Source organism: Ruegeria sp. YTSA075 (assembly GCF_059610245.1).
Map to the genome: position 1 here is coordinate 571,844 of NZ_JBXWNG010000001.1, position 18,015 is coordinate 589,858.

Sequence of the window (18,015 nt, forward strand, 5' to 3'; positions counted from 1 at the left end):
TCACCGTTGCAGGATCAGCAGGGTCAGAGCGGCGCGTCTTGCCGTGTCCTCCAGACCCACACGCCGAAAGGCCGCAATGGCGGCTGACAGGTCCACAAGGTTCCCGCGTGCGCCATGTGCGAACATCTGCATGGCTTCCAGCAGCGCCTCACCCAATTGGCCCTGATCCAGCAAAGCGTCAATATCCGGCGGCACCGGAGCGGCCCATTGAAACCCCTGCGCCACCGCATCCGCCAGGGGTGATGGAGAAATTGCACGCCCCGGATCGCCTTGTGCAAGGGCGGTCAGGAACTGCGTCTCGGTAGACGTGTCCGGCGGGGACATTGCGGCCTGTTCATAAAGCTCGGACAGCATCAGAATGCGCCACCGCAGCGCGTCTGTCGCGGGCACCGGCAAGGTCACCCTTGCCAATTGATCAGCGAACAGATCTGCAAACGGGACCTCCAGCCCGACGCTGCGCATCTGGTCCCAGACGCGGGGCAGGGTCTTGCCGATTGCCTCGGCATTGCCGGTTTTCAGAGCGCTTTCGAAACGCTGGATCGCAGCAACCCGATCCCAGACGGCACCCGAAGCGGCGGGCTCACGCTCGGTATATAGCCCAAGCAATTGGTTCGGTGTCAGCGCGCCGATCCGGGTCAGGCGTTCGGCAGCTTCGATTTGAGCTTTCCAGCCCGCCACATCGCGCAGGTCCGCATTGGCAAAGGCGCGGGGCAGCGGGGCCGAAGGCAACCGCTCTCCAATCGCTTCGAACAGGCGAAAGGTCAGTGGGTTCGGGTCGTCCGGTTGGGGAAGATAAGCCGCGTCTTCATAGAGTTCGGGACTGAGAAACCGGTCTAGAAGGTCCAATTCCTCTGGCGGCAGCAGGCTCAGCGCATGTGCGGCCTCAAGCGTCAGAGCAGCCGACGCCCAATCCCCCCGGCGGGCCTTGCAGAAGATCTGCGCCGCATAGTCAGAGGACAGATGTGGCTGCGCGATCAGAGCAGTGCAGCTGCGATCCTCATCCCCGGTCAACAGCGTGGCATCGAACCAACGCTGAAATCGCGCCATCGTGTCAGTAGGGCCGGCCAGTTGAACAAGCGACTGCGCGGGATCAGCGGCGCCAAGCTGTATCAAACGATCCAGCCGGGCCAGCAAAAGGGCTTCCTCAGCACCTGGCCCAGCTGGCGCACGGGATTCCGACAGCAGAAGCGTAAACAGCAGGCGCTGCATGGCCGGGTTGGTCTTGACCGGAACACGCGTGATCAGTTCTGCCAGACGCGCGGGATCGCTGCCCTGCCACAGGTCGACCGGCAGGCCGGTGACCGAGGATGACACAAGGCCCAGCGGCTGAGACAATGCCTCAAGCGGCGTCACCTCGACCTCGGGCTGAATGCCGTTCTGGGTCACCGGCGGTTCCAGCAGGACTGTGCCTGGCAGGTTTTCTGGGGGCTCGGTCAGCCATTCGATGGCCGACAGCGGTTCCTGCGCGTGCGCGGCCCCGGCCAGCAGCACTGCCACCGCAATGTGCTTAGTCGACATCCAGCGTGACCGGTTCACGGATTTCACTTTGCGGGGCCGAGAAATCGGCCCCAAAGAACGGGCCGATATAGGCATAGCCCACCAACCCGATGAAACACAGGCAAATTAGATATATCAGGAACTTGATCAGACGGCCCATGGCGTCACGCTGCCTCAATTTTTGATTTTGACCAAGTTATAACTGGCATTTTTTCCAAGATCACGTCATTCACGATGAAATGAGCGAAATTAAGCATAACACGCGACTTGCGGATGACGGATCATCTTATGATCTGCACAAAACGGTTGTGCTTGTTGGCATGATGGGGGCCGGAAAGACGGCTGTGGGCCGGGCCTTGGCCCTGCGGCTGGGTGTTCCGTTCCTAGATAGCGATGCCGAGATCGAATCGGCGGCCAATATGACCATCCCCGAGATATTCGAACGCGATGGAGAGCCGTTCTTTCGCCAGAAGGAAACTCAGGTCATTGGTCGTTTGCTGGATGAGGAGCGGGGGATACTCTCCACCGGCGGTGGCGCATTTATGTCTGCCGAGAATCGCAGCATGATCCGTGAACGTGGCGCGGCGGTGTGGCTGCGCGCGGATCTGACTGTGCTATGGAACCGGGTGCGTCACAAGGATACGCGCCCCTTGCTGCGCACTGCCGATCCATACACCACGCTCAAGGCCCTGTACGAGGATCGCGTGCCGGTTTATGCCAAGGCCGATCTGATCGCGGACTCGGATGGCGAAACCTCGATCGACAATATGGTGGACCGCGTGGTCGAGGCCTTGTTGGCCCGCCCGGATGTTTTGGAACGAAAATAAATGCATCAAACCGTACATGTAGCGCTGGGCGAACGCGCATATGATGTCGAGATTGGCCCTGATCTGCTGGCGCAGTCGGGCGCACGGATCGCGCCTTTGCTGCATCGCCGCAAAGTGGCGGTTCTGACCGACGAAAACGTGGCAGACTTGCATCTGGACGCTCTGCGCGATGGGTTGGCGACCGCTGGGATTGAGATGTCATCTCTGGCTTTACCGGCCGGAGAGGGAACCAAAAGCTGGCCGCATTTTGAACGCGCAGTTGAATGGTTGCTGGCCGAAAAAGTAGAACGCCGTGATGTGGTTGTCGCCTTAGGCGGCGGCGTCATCGGAGACCTGGCGGGCTTTGCCGCAGCCGTGTTGCGCCGTGGGGTGCGGTTTTTGCAAATCCCAACCTCTCTGCTGGCGCAGGTCGACAGTTCGGTGGGCGGCAAAACCGGGATCAACGCGCCGCAAGGCAAGAATCTGATCGGGGCCTTCCATCAGCCATCGCTTGTTTTGGCCGACACCTCGGTTCTGGGAACCATGACACAGCGGGATTTCCTGTCCGGATATGGTGAGGTCGTCAAGTACGGCCTGCTGGGCGATGCGGTGTTTTTTAACTGGCTTGAGGCTAACGGCGCCGATGTTTCGACCGGTGACATGGTCGCGCGGGTCCATGCGGTGACACGCTCGGTACAGATGAAGGCAGACATCGTCGCGCGGGACGAGACAGAGCAGGGCGACCGGGCGTTGCTGAACCTCGGCCATACCTTCTGCCATGCGCTGGAGGCCGCGACAGGCTATTCCGACCGTTTGCTGCACGGCGAAGGCGTTGCCATCGGTTGCGCACTGGCCTTTGAATTGTCATCCCGTCTCGGTCTGTGTTCGCAGGAAGATCCAAGCCGTGTTCGGGCACATCTCAAGGCCATGGGGATGAAAACCGACCTGTCCGATATCGCCGGAGAGCTTCCGGATGCCGAGGCTCTGGTCGACCTGATGGCGCAGGATAAAAAAGTGATTGATGGTCAACTGCGTTTTATCCTGGCGCATGGGATTGGCCAGGCTTTTGTCACCTCGGACGTACCGCGCGATGCGGTGTTGTCGGTGTTGCAGGATGCGTTGGCAGCGCGTTGAAACGCTACTCAGCGTCCACCTATGATCATCAACTCGGCAATGTTCTCGCGCGTGATATAGCCGATCATATTGCCTGTTTGGCTCATCACAGCGACGGCGGGTGCGCCTTTATGCAACTCGCCCAACACCGTTTCCAGCCCTGTGGTCAGTGCGACCTGGGGGATATCTGTCTCCATGATCGAAGTTGCCGGGTCGGATCTCGGATGATTCCCGGCCAGGGCTGCAAACAGCCGATCCCGTGTGACAAAACCCAGCAGGGCACCGTTGGGCCCGAGAACCGGGAACTCGTGCTGGGTCGTGTGGATTACGGCCTCGGCGGTCGTGCTTAGCGTATCCTGAGGCGACAGAGAGCGAAACGCGGTGATCATCGCGTCGCGCGCCAGAACCCGACGTGCCACTGATCTGAGCGCGACGTCCTGATTTTCGGAGTTGGCTGCTATGAACACAAAGACTGCGATCAGAACCAGAACGGGATTGCCTGAACTCAGCCCCCAGAATCCGAATCCGACCGCGACAATCTGACCGCTGACCGCAGCGATGCGCGTCGCGCTACTGCGATCCATCCGCAGACAGAGCAGGGCGCGAAAGACACGCCCCCCGTCCATTGGAAAGGCTGGGATCATGTTGAACGCGGCCAACAGCAAATTGACATAGGCAAGCCGCTGCAACAGCCCGAAACTGGCCGAATCCAGATCGGTTACCGACCCTAGCGACATCCCCGCGCCAAGCAGAACCAGTACAAGCCAGATGGCGATGTTCACGGCGGGGCCCGCAAGGGCCACTAAGACCTCTTGCATCGGTTTCTCTGGCATGCGCTCCAGCCGGGCCAGGCCCCCGATGGGCAACAGGGTGATGTCAGGGGTTTTGATGCCAAAGCGCCGGGCCATCAGGGCGTGGCCGAACTCATGCGCCACGACGCAGGCAAACAGGGTCAGCACAAACAGCAGATTGTCGACGGCCGCTGGCCAGCCGCCGCTTGAATAGGCCGCAAACCCAACCCAGGCGAGCAGAAGGAAGAAGGTGACATGGACCCTGAGTTCGGACCCGAGTAACCGGCCGAGGGAGAAGGACCATGTCATATGTTGTCTCCGTTTCGCTTAGAACGGAATCTCGTCGTCGTCGATTCCGCCGGATGCCGGGGCATTGGATTGGCCGCCATAGGGATCGCCATAGCCGCCTCCGGCTTGACCGCCGCCATAGCCGCCCGACTGGCCTCCACCGCCGCCTTCGCCGCGCGCATCAAGCATGACGAGTGTAGAGCCGAAGCCTTGAAGAACGACCTCGGTCGAATAACGATCTTGGCCCGATTGATCCTGCCACTTGCGGGTTTGCAACTGACCCTCAAGATAGACTTTTGAGCCCTTGCGCAGGTATTGCTCGGCCACGCGCACCAGACCTTCGTTGAAAATAGCAACCGAGTGCCATTCAGTCCGTTCACGGCGTTCACCCGTATTTCGGTCTTTCCACGTCTCCGAGGTTGCAATGCGCAAATTGCAGACCTTTCCGCCATTTTGGAATGTCCGAACCTCGGGATCGCGGCCAAGATTGCCGACCAAAATGACCTTGTTGACTGAACCCGCCATGTATTTCCCCGTGCTGTATTGATCTGAGTGCGCCGAATCTGGCGCCGGATATCCTTGCGATCCTATATCGCCTGCGTCATGGTTAAAACATGATTGATCACAACATCGTTCGGCAAGAATTCCCGCCCTGGCCTTAACCAAGCTTTCATTTTTGACTGGAATACATATAATCCGACTGATTTTTGAGCGACGGGATAGGCTTTGATGCGTTCTGTGTGTGTTGGGTTAACGGTTCTGGGCGTTTTGTTGCTGTCAGGGGCTGCGCAGGCGGATACCTTGTCGACCAAAAGCCGGATGGATATTTTCCTCAAGCAATCCAAAGTGTTGGATGGCCGCGCTGCGACGCAATATCGCGGATCCGAGCGTTTGAAACCGAAAGCTTCGCAAAGCAGCTTCGCCAAACGCTATACCGGTAGCTATCGGGGTCAATATCTGACCATGGCGCGGCAAGCGGCCCGTTTGCATAGCATCCCGGAAGAGCTGTTCTTGCGGCTGGTGCAACAGGAAAGCGGCTGGAATCCGCACGCCAAATCGCACAAAGGGGCGTTGGGTCTGGCGCAGCTGATGCCACAAACGGCAGAGCTTTTGGGCGTGAATCCGCATGACCCCAAACAGAACCTGGAAGGCGGCGCGCGGTATTTGTCCTGGCAGTATCGCAAGTTCAAATCCTGGCCTCTGGCTCTTGCTGCCTACAATGCGGGACCCAAAGCGGTTGAAAAGCACGGGGGTATCCCTCCGTACAAGGAAACCCAGAACTATGTGAAAGTGATCTGGGGCGGTTAGGCCCCGATGCTGCGGCGCAGAGCGGCCTATTCTTGATCTTTCATCGTTGGTCCAACTAGCCTGAAAGGGTATCGTCCAGCAATTGGTTAGAGCCCTCATGCCTGTTGATCACCCACAGATTCCCAAGGAAACACTGGCCAACTGGCAACAGCTTGTGGACCTGGTTGCAGAGCTGGCGGATGTACCGGCAAGTCTGATCATGAAAACTGATGCGCCAGATCATGCAGTTCTGATCACATCGGATCATCCAGAGAACCCGTATCCGGTGGGTATGAGTTTTCAGCTCAATCCGAAGCTCTATTGTCACGGCGTTCTTCAACGCGACGGAGAACTGGTGGTCAAGGATGCCGCCTGTGATCCGGTCTGGGCAGACAATGACGACCTTGAACACGGTATGACATTTTACGTCGGTTTGCCGTTGAAATGGCCGGATGGATCGGTGTTCGGCACAATCTGTGTTTTGGACCGCAAGCACAACAGGCGCGCCTTATTGTTCCGCGAAGGTCTGACGCAGTTTGCGCGTATGGTCGAGTCGGATTTGGCCTTGTTGCAAGAGGTTTACCTGCGTCGCGCCTTGGAAGAAAAACTGAACGAGACACTGGCGCAGCTCGAATCCCGTGTCTCGGACCGCACCCGCGAGTTGCAAGAAACGAACACTGCCTTGCGGGTTTTGTTGTCCAGTTTGGATGATGATCGAAAAAGCCGTGATCACGAAATTGTCGATCAGGTGCGCAGCCGCGTATTGCCATATCTGGACAAGGTTCGTGCTCAGCTACCAGGGGACGACGCACAGTATGTTTATCTTGAGTTGGCTGAGAAAAACCTGAACGAGATTACGTCGTCACTCTCTGACAAACTCACGGATGCCTTCGCGGTAATGACTCCGACCGAGATTGAAATTGCACAGATGGTGATGTTCGGAAAAACAACCAAAGACATCGCCAAAGCGCTGTCGCGGGAAACGTCGACCATCGATTTTCACCGCAACAACATCCGTCGCAAACTGGGCCTTGAAGGGCGCGACAAGAACCTGCGCAGCCATCTGCTCTCGATTTCGTGATATTCCAATATGGGGATCGCCCCCATATTTCACCCCTAATTTTCCGGTCTGAGCCCATATGCTTTGACTTGTTACCCTTTGCCGAGAGGTGCGGACGAACTGCACACGATCAACAGAGAGGTACATCAAAATGGATCGCAAAGATCTGAAACCAACACTCCTGAAAGGAGACAGGGATCATCTGGCACCGGGGTTGTCGCGCCGGTCTTTCTTTATGGCAGCGGGCGCTGCGGGCGTCGGCGCAACGGCTTCAGTTCTTGGCGCAAAACCAGCAGAGGCGCAATCACAGGCCTGGCTGCAACCGGGTAACAACAATCATGTGATTGATCTTCAAGGGTCAACCGGCCAGGCCAGCACCGGGGCCGTAGGCATCGATTACTACGGTCATTGTGCAATCAAAATCACTTCACCTAATGGGGCAACTGTTTTGTTTGATCCATGGCGCGATGATCCGTCTGGTGCTTGGGGACTTTGGTTCCGTAATGAATTCCCGCAAATCCCTGTGGATATCACGCTGTCGACCCATGCGCATTTTGACCATGATGCGATTGAGCGCCCAAGCTCGATCATGGTGTTGGACCGGATGGTGGGCAATTTCGAGTTTGCCGACGTCAAGATCACGGGATTTGCCGATAAGCACGCCTGTGTTGCGCCTGGTTGGTACGACTGGACGAACGCGCTCGCCGAATTTGGGGTGGAAGCTTGCCCGCCGAACAATGTCGGCCATATGGATATGGTGGTCTATCTGGTCGAAACCGGCGGCATCCGTACGTTAATCTGGGGCGACAACCGCCATAACCCGCCGCAGGAGTTCTGGGATGCCATAGGACAGGTCGATGTTCTGACGCTGCCAGTGGATGGTTCAGAACACATTCTCAGCTTTGATCAGGGCAATGACATCGTGTCCAAGCTCAAGCCCAAGGTCATCATACCGACCCACTACCTGAACGAGGTCACGTCTTACACGCTGACCACCCTGCAATCCGCCGATGAATGGGTCAAAGGACAGCCGAGTTACAAGATGCTCGACAGCGCCAGCCTCCGGCTTGAAGCTGGTGAAATTGCCGGAATGAGTCAGGAGTTCATGCATTTCGGGAACAACGTCATGACCGGCTGAGGTTACGTCGGAAGGCTTCTGTCATTCACGCATACCAATGCGCGCCGCCTGTCTCCCCATAAACCGCGGCGCCAACAGAAAGGGCCGGTTAATGACCGGCCCTTTCTAAATCTGATCAGTGGTTTACTCTGCGGCGATTTTGATCACCGGCTCCATGCGCGCCAGAATATCCTCTGCCAAGTGGCATTTCACCTGGTGGCCCTCGGCCAGTGTTCTGACTGGTGGAACATCCGATTCACAGCGGCCGTCCGGCACTTCGGATTTCCAGCGGCAGCGCGTCTGGAACGGACAGCCCGGCGGCGGGTTCATCGCTGACGGAATATCCCCTTCAAGAACGATATGCGTTTTCTCGACGGATGTATCCGCAATCGGAACCGCGCTCAGCAAGGCCTCGGTATAGGGGTGATACGGGGGCGAGAAGACCTGATCGGTCGTCCCCAACTCAACCACATGACCCAGATACATCACCATCACCCGGTCGCTGAGATAGCGCACAATCGACAGGTCATGGCTGATGAACAGCAATGTGGTTTTGTGCTCGCGCTGAATCTCCATCAGCAGGTCGGTCACGGCAGCCTGCACCGACACGTCCAGCGCCGAGACCGGCTCGTCCGCCACCACAATCCGCGCATCGCCGGCAAAGGCCCGGGCGATACCGACACGCTGTTTTTGCCCCCCTGACAATTGCCGGGGCATCCGGTCCGCAAAGGCGCGGGGCAGTTTCACCAGATCCAACAACTCCAGCATACGCTTCTTGCGCTCGGCCTCTGAATTGCCGACCCCGAAGATCTCCAGAGCCCGAATGATCTGACGGCCCACGGTCATCGAGGGGTTCAGCGTGTCAAACGGGTTCTGGAATACCATTTGCACTTCGCCGACGGTTTTGGCGTCGCGCTCTTCGATGGGCACGTCTTCGATGTTGCGATTGTCCAGCAGGATTTGCCCGTCTGTCGCCGTCTCCAGCCCCATCAGAACCTTGGCGAAGGTCGACTTGCCACAACCGGATTCACCAACAATGGCGAGCGTCTCGGATTCATGTGCCTCGAAACTCAGCGTCTCGTTGGCTTTCACAACCTTTGTTTCACCGCCTCCGAACAAGGCATTTGCGGCCACCTCATAGTATTTCTTGAGGTTGTCCATCTTGAGAACGACTCGGCCGATTTCACCTTTTTCCTTCTGATCCGCCAAGGTAAGCGGCGCGTTCCAATCGATCTCTTTGAACTTCAGGCAGCGCGTGTGGTGACGATCATTGCCAGGCACCGCTTCCATCGGGATGTTCTGCGCGTCACAGCGGCCTTCTTCGAAATAGTCGCAGCGCGGGCCAAAGTTACAGCCTGGCGGGCGTTCATGCGGCAGCGGGAAGTTCCCCGGAATGGCCACCAGCGGGCGCGCATTCTTGTCCGCACCGGGCAGCGGGATCGACCGAAACAACGCCTGAGTATAAGGATGCTGCATCTCGTCGAACACATCCTTGATCGAGCCGCGCTCGACCGCCTCGCCCGAATACATCACACACAGTCGGTCGCAAGTCTCAAGCACCAGACCAAGGTTGTGCGAAATAAACAGCATCGAAGTGCCATATTTTTTACCCAGATCCTTGACCAGTTCCACCACAGCGGCCTCGACCGTCACGTCCAGCGCAGTGGTCGGCTCATCGAGGATCAAAAGCGCCGGTTTCGACATCAGCGCCATGGCGATCACGATCCGTTGCTGCTGACCGCCGGACAACTGATGCGGGAAAGAATTCAGCATCCGCTCGGGGTCGGGCAGGCGCACATCCGTCACAACTTCCAGCGCGCGGGAATAAGCCTCCTCCTGGCTTACCCCCTCATGGATCATCGGCACTTCCATCAACTGCCGGCCGATCTTCATTGCCGGGTTCAGGCTGGCCATCGGCTCCTGGTAGATCATCGCGATCTCATTGCCGCGAATATCGCGCAGCTCTTCTGTTGACATCTCTGCCAAATCGCGACCTTTGAACTTGATCGCGCCGCCAACAATCCGCCCGTTCTTGCCAAGATCCTGCATAACGCCAAGCGCGACCGTCGATTTCCCACAACCGGATTCACCCACCAGCCCCACAGCCTCGCCGGGCTGTACGCTGACCGAGAAATCCATAACGGCAGGTATTTCGCGCAGACGGGTGAAGAACGAAATCGAAAGCTTGTCGATTTCTAGGATAGGCCCATCATAGTCCGCCAATTTATTCATCTGTGTTTCTCCTCGCGAGAGTCCGGGGGATCCCCTTCATCTGGCTATAAATATCCCGGGGGGTCCGGGGGGCTGGCCCCCCGGCCACAGTCACATCAGTCCTTCAGACTTTCTTCGCGCAGGCCGTCCGCCAACAGGTTCAGACCCAGAACCAGCGACAACAGCGCCAGCGCAGGCGGAAGGGCAGGGTGCAGATAGATCGACAAAAGCTTGCGCCCCTCATTGATCGTCGAGCCCCAATCCGGGCTTTCCGGTGGCAGACCCAGCCCGAAGAAACCCAAGGTTCCCAGAAGGATGGTGGTGTACCCGATCCGCAGACAGAAATCGACGATCAGCGGACCACGCGCGTTGGGCAGGATTTCCCACAGCATGATGTACCAAGGACCCTCGCCACGGGTTTGCGCCGCCGCCACATAGTCGCGGGTCTTGATATCCAGCGCCAGGCCCCGAACGATCCGGAATACGGTCGGAGAGTTCACAAAGACCACTGACACGAACACCACGAGAATGCCGCCCGGAATATCGAACAGGTCCAGATAGGTGGGCAGACCCCAGATGCGATAGCTATCCGTATTGATGATATGACCGCCGGTCGAAATCAGCGACAGATACAACCACAAGGCCACACCCAAAACACCGATCAGAAGAGGTGTGCGGAAATTCGGACGCGTGTAGTAGCGCGAATTCAACAGAACACCCAGGAAGATGATCGGGAAGATGAACAAGACGGCTGCCATATAGTTCGGAACACCTGTTGCCACGATCTCGGGCGTGACCAGCAGGTAGAACAGCAGGATCACCGGGAAGGCTAGGATCAAGTTCGCCAAGAACGACAGCAGAGTATCCAGCCGACCGCCGTAATACCCCGCAGGCAGGCCCAGGGTGATACCAACCATGAAGGCAAACATCGTTGCCAGCGGTGCAATCTGCACCACGATCCAGGCACCTTTGACCATCCGGCTAAAGACGTCGCGCGCCAGATTGTCGCCGCCCAGCAGGTACCAGGCGTATTGGCCATCCTCGATGCTGGAGAGCGGAGTACCCGGCACCTTGTTTTTCATACCCGATAACTGTGCCAGCGGATCATGGGTGACGATCATGTCGACGGCCCCGAATATCCCGGTAAAGACCCAGAACATGACCAAGCCAAAGCCAATCATGCCAATGGGGCTGTCGAACAGCTTGCCATAAAGACCCAGCTTGCGTTTGAAGGCGATCGACATAGCGTAAAGCAGGATCAGCGAAAGCCAGACAGGTAGAAATTGCTGAGACATGGCGCCGATGATGCCTGCGCCCGTGCCCATCACAATGCCGAGCACGATATAGGCAACTGCGATCCCGACACTGGCGAGGAAGCTATAGCGCAACGACGCGCCGATCAGGTTTCTCAAGCCCGAACTTGAGGTCAGCGTACCATCGGGGTTCACGGTCATCTGATCCTCTGGCAGCACGATGCTGGCCAGCATCCAGACCACGATTGACAAGATCATCAGCCCCAAAGCCAGGGCCAATAGCGGGTTCAGGAAGGCGATAGAGCCGGTCCAGGTTAGTGGTTCCATATCCTATCCCTCCTTATGAAATGCGGATGCGTGGGTTGAGGTAGACATAGCCGATATCCGAGATCAGCTGCGTTATCAGCACCACAAAGACCGACACGACCGAGATTGCCAGCAACAGCTGGATGTCATTGTTGCCTGCCGCTTGCACCAGCGCCCAGCCAAAGCCTTTGTAGTTGAACAAGGTCTCGACGATCACGACACCATTCAGCAGCCATGGGAACTGCAGCATGATAACGGTGAAGGGTGCGATCAGCGCGTTGCGCAGCGCGTGTTTCATGACGATGTTCGGGAACGAAACACCCTTCAGGCGCGCGGTGCGGATGTATTGCGCCGTCATCACCTCGGTCATCGAGGCGCGGGTCATGCGGGCGATATAGCCCATACCGTAAAGCGCAATGGTCAGCACCGGCAGGAAGAAGTTCTCAAAGGTCGGGTTTTCCATCGCTTGCGTGGCCGTGCCCTTGAACCATTTCAATCCAACAGCGGATGAGGTGAAGATGGCGATGAAGATCACGCCCGACACATATTCCGGTGTCGCTGTGGTGGTGATGGCAAAGGTCGAAAGTGTCCGGTCCGTGGCCGATCCTTCCTTCATCCCCGCCAGGATACCCAGGATCAGCGCGGACGGGACCATCAGCAGCATCACCCAGAACATCAACCGACCCGTCAAAGCCAGGCGGCTACCAACAACGGCTGAAACCTCATCTTTGAAGACCGTCGAATATCCCCAATATCCTTGCAGGATACCGCAGAAATTAGGCGACTCTTCGGCGGTTTTCCCGGGCAGAATGCATCGGCCCTGAACAGTGCCGTCCTCATTCGTATGCCGGTACGAAGGCAAAACCCCCAACCATTCACCGTATTTGATCGGCGTGGATTGCAGATAGCCGCCTTTTTCCAAAAAGCTCTCAACCTGCTCATCCGACATGCGGAAATTGCCCTGCGTTTTCGCGAGCTTTTCGAGATTTGGATAGAGGTTCGTCAGAAAGAAGACCAAGAACGTCAGGCACAATGCAGTCAAAAGCATGATGCCCACGCGTCTTAGGATAAATAGTCCCATGTTAGCCCCTGTTGGTAGGCTGGCGTGATTGCCGTTTGGCTTCACGCGTAGCTGTTTTTATGGTCGCCGCAGTCAGGACGAAAAGGCCGCGCCAATGTGGCGCGGCCTTGTGTTTAGCGTTGGCTCAGGACAAGAGGCCGAACTTGTAGATCTGAGGCAGGTCCGCGATGTGCTTTTCAACGCCCACCATATTGTCGCGGTGGTGGCGCATCGCCGTCCGCCAGTAAGGTTGTATGGTCACACCTTCGTCGATCATGATCGCCTGCAGTTTGGCCATCACCTCACGACGTCTGTCGACATCCGCGATCGAGTTTGCCTCGGCCAGCAGCGTATCGAACTCCTCATTCGCAAAGCCCGATTCATTCCAGGCAACACCTGATTTGTAGGCCAGCGCCAGAACCTGTGTACCCAACGGGCGGTGGTTCCAGTTGGTCGACGAGAACGCATATTTGGTCCAGTCGTTCCAGAAGGTCGATCCCGGCAAAACGGTATGCTTGGCCTTGATGCCCGCATCGTTCAGCTGAGCGACAACAGCAGCGGTAGTGTTCCGGCGCCAGTCGTCGTCGATGGATTGAACCTCGTGCTCGAAATCACCCATGCCCGCTTCGTCCATCAGCGCCTTGGCACCTGCCGGATCGTAAGGAATACGGGTCACGGCCGAGTCATGCTCGGGGTGCATCGGGCCCACATGGCAGTTGTCGGCTGGGATACCGTATCCGGACATACCCAGTTCCAGGCAAACCTCGTTGTCCACGGCCATCGCAAGCGCCTGACGGACCCGCTTGTCACCGTAGATCTTGTTGCCATTGCCATCTTCGGCCAACTGGTTGGGGCGGATAACGATAGTAAAGCCCGACGGAATTTCCGAACGAACCAGGCCGATACCGTCGAAGATATCAACGAATTCCCCAACCGATTCCCAGTTCATGTCGATCTCTTCGGCCTCATACGCGGCCAGGAAGGCGGCCGGGTCGGTGCCGTAGTCGATGAACTCGATCCGGTCGATGTAGCCGCCTTTGCCGGCTTCATAACCCCACCAGTCATGGCCTTCGTTGCGAACCAGAACGCCTTTCACGCCCACTTCGTGGCTTTCCGGCAGCATAAATCCGGTTCCGACAGGGTTGCTCAGCATGTCATTGGCGTCAAAGCTGCTGTGCACGATGGCGGCTGGATAGTCGGCCATGCCCGGAATGATGGTGATGTCCGGGGCGTTACATTTCAGCTTAACTGTGTGGCTGTCGACAACGGTGATTGCGCCATCGGCTGCCTTTTGCGTTTCCGCATTTGCCAGCGAGGCCATCCGTGCGGCCATCGAGTTGCCTTCGACCGTTGCATCACACCAGGCGGTGATGTTGCGCGCCACGTCTTCGGCGGTGAAGTCATCCCCGTTGTTCCACTTGACGCCTTTGCGAACATTCAGAGTGTATTCGGTTGCGTCGTCATTGGCTTCCCAGCTTTCCAGCAGCATGGGTTTGAAGGAGCCATCATTGTTGTATTCGACCAGATATTCCAGCCAGCCTGCTGTGAAGGTGGCGATCTGAGTCCAGTCGTATGTACGCGGATCCTTCAGGGCGCGTACTTCCATCTGATAACGGATAGTGCCGCCGCGTTGTGGCTCCTGTGCCGCCGCAGGTGTTTGCAGGCCGATCATGCCATAGGCTGTGGGTACGGCAACACCCAGCGCGGTGGCACGCGCCATGAACTCGCGGCGGCTGAGTTTACCGTCGCGGCATTCCTGAGCGTGCATCTCGGCCGCCCAGTGAACATTTGCTCCGGTAGTTGATTGATTTGCCATTAACTCTTCTCCCTGAGTTACAGTTTTTTTGGATGTGATGAATCAGATTACGCGGCGCATTTTGCGCCGTTGGGTAAATCTATGGGTCTCTTTATTCGGATTCTGTGTCTCCCCATGGGTGTATTCGGCACCAGAATGAAAGTAGCGTCAATGTTCGAATTCGTCATCCAAGGTAAAAAAACGACATCCTTTGCCCTTCGTAAAGGGCTGTTTTCGGTAACAGGCAGAAGTGGTTGTCTTGTTAATAATCGGATTCGAGCGTGTTCTGGCTGCTGCCAAAGCCGATATTTGCTGACGCTCGGGCCAGAGCGCTTCGAAGATTGGCACCGATTCTGATCAAATGAACAGCCACCCTAGGATTGGTTGATATCACTTTGAGATATATAGGCGATTCCAGTTCTTCATCCGGGCCCGAAACCAGGTGCGCTGTCGTTTTGCGAATTGCCTGGTCGAGATGGTGGCGCGCTCGCGCGCCTGATCCAGGGTCATCTGGTGGTCCAAAAACGACATCAGCTCGGGCACGCCGATGGCCTTGAAAGCAGGCAGCGCGGGATCATAGCGCTCGCGCATGGCTGCCACTTCGTCCAAAGCACCGTGTTCCAGCATCTGATCAAACCGGCGGACGATCCGGTTCAGCAGCCACGCTTTGTCGACGTCAAAGACCAGAGGGGTACAATCCTCGATCTGCAAGACCGGCGGCGGGGTGTCTGCCTGCCAGGCGTTCAAGCTGCGCCCGGTGGCACGCTGAACCTCCCACGCGCGTTGGACGCGTGCGCGGTTGTTGATGTCGAGCCCGGCCAAAGTGACGGTATCTACGCCAGTGATCAGGTCTGACAGGGGTAGTTGATCCGCCTCTTGTCGAACCTCGGGCGGAGTGGCCGGGATTTCGGCCATGCCTTCGGTCAGGGCTGTAAAGTAAAGCCCGGTTCCGCCAACAATGATCGGGCGCTCAGTGCCCGTCAGCAGCGGTACGACCTCACGCAGCCAATGACCGGTGGAATAACTCTGATCATAGGCGATGTGACCATACAGCTTGTGCGGCGCGCGCGCTTCGTCCTGTGCCGATGGTCTGGCCGAGATGACCTGCCAGCAGTCATAGACCTGGCTGGCATCCGCATTGACGATAACCCCCCCGAAGGTCTCTGCGATCCGCAAGGCGAGCTCGGATTTACCCGATGCAGTCGGACCTGCGATCAGGACGGGTTTGCCGTCTTCGATCGGGGGTAAATCACCCCAAACCTGTGCCGGGTTGTGCTGAGCCATATCGGTGTGTCTTATTCCTGACCAACCGCATTGAACCTGCGGAGGTTTTGCTTCATTTTGCGCCGGAAAATAAACCCGTGCCAGCCCGGAGCGCAATATGAGCCTGACCTCATCCACCGACATCGCGAAACCCAAGTATAACCGCGTTATGCTGAAGATCTCTGGCGAGGCGCTGATGGGGGATCAGGGATTCGGTCTGCACCCGCCAACCGTTCAGCGCATCGCGCAAGAGGTAAAGTCAGTCCATGATCTGGGCGTTGAGATTTGCATGGTGATCGGCGGAGGCAACATTTTTCGCGGCCTCAGCGGCTCGGCCCAAGGGATGGAGCGGACCACAGCCGACTACATGGGTATGCTGGCCACCGTGATGAACGCGCTGGGGATGCAATCGGCTTTGGAGGAGATCGGGGTGTTCACCCGTGTGATCTCGGCCATTCGCATGGATGAGGTCTGTGAACCTTATATTCGTCGTCGCGCCGTGCGACATCTGGAAAAGAAACGGGTTTGCATCTTTGCTGCCGGGACGGGCAACCCATATTTCACCACCGATACCGCCGCGACACTTCGGGCCAATGAGATGGCCTGTCAGGCGATATTCATGGGTAAGAACGGGGTGGATGGTGTTTATGACAAAGACCCCAAGGAACACGCGGATGCCGTGCGCTATGACACGGTCAGCTATGATGATGTACTGGCCAAACGCCTGCGGGTCATGGATGCCTCGGCCATCGCGCTGGCGCGGGACAATAACCTGCCGTTGATCGTGTTTGGCCTGGATGAGCCCGGTGGGTTCCGGGGCATTCTGGCCGGTGAGGGGACCTATACCAAGGTTCAGGGCTGACGCCGCGCAACCAATCGAAAGCACATAGGGGAGGGACCGATCATGGCACCGTTAGATATTGATTTCGTGCGGGCGCAATTCCCGGCCTTCTCTGAGCCCAGTTTGCAGGGCAAGGCTTTCTTTGAAAACGCGGGCGGCTCCTACACCTGTAAGCCGGTCATCGACCGGCTGACGCGGTTCTACACCCAGCGCAAGGTGCAGCCCTATGCACCATTTGCAGCCAGCCAGCTTGCGGGCGCTGAGATGGACGAGGCACGCGCCCGGCTCGCCGCCATTCTGGGGGTTGAGACAGATGAGTTGAGCTTTGGACCGTCAACCACGCAAAACACCTATGTTCTGGCGCAAGCCTTCCGGCAATGGCTGAAACCGGGTGAGGCGATTGTCGTCACCAATCAGGACCACGAAGCAAATTCCGGCCCCTGGCGGCGGCTTGCAGACGCAGGCGTCGAGGTGCGGGAATGGCAAATTGATCCTGACACCGGCGCGCTGGATCCGCAGGACCTTGAAAACCTGCTGGATGAGAAGGTGCGCCTTGTCTGTTTTCCGCATTGTTCCAACGTGGTGGGTGAGATCAATCCGGTGACGGAAATCACCGCAATCGCCCATGCCGCAGGCGCTTTTGTCTGCGTGGATGGTGTGTCTTATGCACCGCATGGTCTGCCGAATGTCGGCGATCTGGGGCCGGATATTTACTTGTTTTCCGCCTATAAAACCTATGGCCCGCATCAGGGATGTATGGTCATCCGGCGCGGGCTGGGTGAGTTGTTGCCCAATCAGGCACACTATTTCAACGGCGATGTCTTGTACAAACGGTTCACGCCGGCCGGGCCAGACCACGCGCAGATTGCAGCGAGCGCCGGGATGGCCGATTACATCGAACAGCTTTGTCTGCATCACGATGGCCCAAAGCAAGGCGCGGCAGGGCAGGGCGCCTTTGTCCACGACCTGATGCGCGGCCATGAAGAGGCTTTGCTGCAACCGGTTTTGGATGCCGTGAAAACCCGCAACACCGTGCGTCTGATCGGCCCCTCGGATGCAACGCGCCGCGCACCAACGGTTGCACTGGCGTTAGGACGCCAAGCTGAACCTGTTGCCGCAGAACTGGCAAAACATGGCGTGATGGCGGGTGGAAGCGACTTTTACGCGGTGCGCGCGTTACAGGCGATGGGTATTGATCCCGTCGCGGGTGTTCTAAGGGTCAGCTTCACGCACTACACCTCGCAACAGGAAATTGATCAATTGCTGGAGGCGCTTGACCGCGTTTTGTGATCCACTTCCAGCCCTGTTTCGTAATGCGAAGAAAACA

Annotated in this window: 16 protein-coding genes; 7 read left to right on the top strand and 9 right to left on the bottom strand. The window is 57.6% G+C overall.

Annotation, left to right across the window (positions count from 1 at the left end; genetic code table 11):
- Together AC2FGE_RS02880 and AC2FGE_RS02885 are read right to left on the bottom strand one after the other, a co-directional pair.
- A complete protein-coding gene (locus AC2FGE_RS02880) occupies nucleotides 1-1,518 on the bottom strand; it encodes a hypothetical protein (protein ID WP_496817662.1) in 1,518 nt (505 codons plus the stop codon).
- Nucleotides 1,508-1,675, bottom strand: a complete 168-nt coding sequence (locus tag AC2FGE_RS02885; RefSeq protein WP_496817739.1) for a hypothetical protein — start codon at nucleotides 1,673-1,675, stop codon at nucleotides 1,508-1,510. The genes AC2FGE_RS02880 and AC2FGE_RS02885 overlap by 11 nt, the downstream gene beginning before the upstream one ends.
- Before the next feature lie 61 nt (nucleotides 1,676-1,736).
- On the opposite strand from AC2FGE_RS02885, the gene AC2FGE_RS02890 reads away from it, so the two are divergent.
- Entirely contained in the window at nucleotides 1,737-2,324 is a 588-nt protein-coding gene (locus tag AC2FGE_RS02890; protein WP_496817663.1) for a shikimate kinase, read from the top strand.
- Nucleotides 2,325-3,437: a 3-dehydroquinate synthase gene (aroB, locus tag AC2FGE_RS02895; RefSeq protein ID WP_496817664.1), complete on the top strand. Its 1,113-nt coding sequence runs from the start codon at nucleotides 2,325-2,327 to the stop codon at nucleotides 3,435-3,437.
- 8 nt (nucleotides 3,438-3,445) lie between these two features.
- Here the strand turns inward: aroB and AC2FGE_RS02900 are convergent, their stop codons facing one another.
- Both AC2FGE_RS02900 and ssb read right to left on the bottom strand, forming a co-directional pair.
- Complete coding sequence (locus AC2FGE_RS02900) at nucleotides 3,446-4,516, bottom strand: site-2 protease family protein (protein ID WP_496817665.1); 1,071 nt, start codon at nucleotides 4,514-4,516, stop codon at nucleotides 3,446-3,448.
- An 18-nt stretch (nucleotides 4,517-4,534) separates the two neighbouring features.
- Complete coding sequence (gene ssb / locus AC2FGE_RS02905; protein ID WP_496817666.1) at nucleotides 4,535-5,020, bottom strand: single-stranded DNA-binding protein; 486 nt, start codon at nucleotides 5,018-5,020, stop codon at nucleotides 4,535-4,537.
- Between the two features lie 204 nt (nucleotides 5,021-5,224).
- On the opposite strand from ssb, the gene AC2FGE_RS02910 reads away from it, so the two are divergent.
- The 3 genes from AC2FGE_RS02910 (at nucleotide 5,225) to AC2FGE_RS02920 (ending at nucleotide 7,980) form a co-directional block, all read left to right on the top strand.
- Nucleotides 5,225-5,803, top strand: coding sequence for a lytic transglycosylase domain-containing protein (locus AC2FGE_RS02910; RefSeq protein WP_496817667.1), 579 nt, complete (start codon nucleotides 5,225-5,227; stop codon nucleotides 5,801-5,803).
- A gap of 97 nt (nucleotides 5,804-5,900) precedes the next feature.
- A complete protein-coding gene (locus tag AC2FGE_RS02915; RefSeq protein WP_496817668.1) occupies nucleotides 5,901-6,863 on the top strand; it encodes a LuxR C-terminal-related transcriptional regulator in 963 nt (320 codons plus the stop codon).
- Nucleotides 6,864-6,993: 130 nt separating this feature from the next.
- The gene (locus AC2FGE_RS02920; protein WP_496817669.1) at nucleotides 6,994-7,980 is read left to right on the top strand and encodes an MBL fold metallo-hydrolase; all 987 of its coding nucleotides are present in this window, start codon (nucleotides 6,994-6,996) and stop codon (nucleotides 7,978-7,980) included.
- A gap of 123 nt (nucleotides 7,981-8,103) precedes the next feature.
- Here AC2FGE_RS02920 and AC2FGE_RS02925 read toward each other — a convergent pair whose 3' ends face one another.
- The 5 genes from AC2FGE_RS02925 to miaA form a co-directional block, all read right to left on the bottom strand.
- Nucleotides 8,104-10,191, bottom strand: coding sequence for a dipeptide ABC transporter ATP-binding protein (locus tag AC2FGE_RS02925; protein WP_496817670.1), 2,088 nt, complete (start codon nucleotides 10,189-10,191; stop codon nucleotides 8,104-8,106).
- A 95-nt stretch (nucleotides 10,192-10,286) separates the two neighbouring features.
- Nucleotides 10,287-11,750 carry an ABC transporter permease gene (locus AC2FGE_RS02930; RefSeq protein ID WP_480826936.1) on the bottom strand — a complete coding sequence of 488 codons (1,464 nt, stop codon included), beginning with the start codon at nucleotides 11,748-11,750 and terminating at the stop codon, nucleotides 10,287-10,289.
- A gap of 13 nt (nucleotides 11,751-11,763) precedes the next feature.
- A complete protein-coding gene (locus tag AC2FGE_RS02935) occupies nucleotides 11,764-12,810 on the bottom strand; it encodes an ABC transporter permease (protein WP_480826937.1) in 1,047 nt (348 codons plus the stop codon).
- 124 nt (nucleotides 12,811-12,934) lie between these two features.
- Nucleotides 12,935-14,605 (bottom strand): ABC transporter substrate-binding protein, encoded by a 1,671-nt coding sequence (locus AC2FGE_RS02940; RefSeq protein ID WP_496817671.1) that lies wholly within the window; start codon nucleotides 14,603-14,605, stop codon nucleotides 12,935-12,937.
- Between the two features lie 369 nt (nucleotides 14,606-14,974).
- Entirely contained in the window at nucleotides 14,975-15,868 is an 894-nt protein-coding gene (miaA, locus tag AC2FGE_RS02945) for a tRNA (adenosine(37)-N6)-dimethylallyltransferase MiaA (protein ID WP_496817672.1), read from the bottom strand.
- Nucleotides 15,869-15,965: 97 nt separating this feature from the next.
- Here miaA and pyrH point away from each other — a divergent pair, with 97 nt between their 5' ends.
- Together pyrH and AC2FGE_RS02955 are read left to right on the top strand one after the other, a co-directional pair.
- Nucleotides 15,966-16,709 carry a UMP kinase gene (gene pyrH / locus AC2FGE_RS02950; protein WP_496817673.1) on the top strand — a complete coding sequence of 248 codons (744 nt, stop codon included), beginning with the start codon at nucleotides 15,966-15,968 and terminating at the stop codon, nucleotides 16,707-16,709.
- Between the two features lie 42 nt (nucleotides 16,710-16,751).
- A complete protein-coding gene (locus AC2FGE_RS02955; protein ID WP_496817674.1) occupies nucleotides 16,752-17,978 on the top strand; it encodes an aminotransferase class V-fold PLP-dependent enzyme in 1,227 nt (408 codons plus the stop codon).
- The last annotated feature ends 37 nt before the right edge of the window (nucleotides 17,979-18,015 follow it).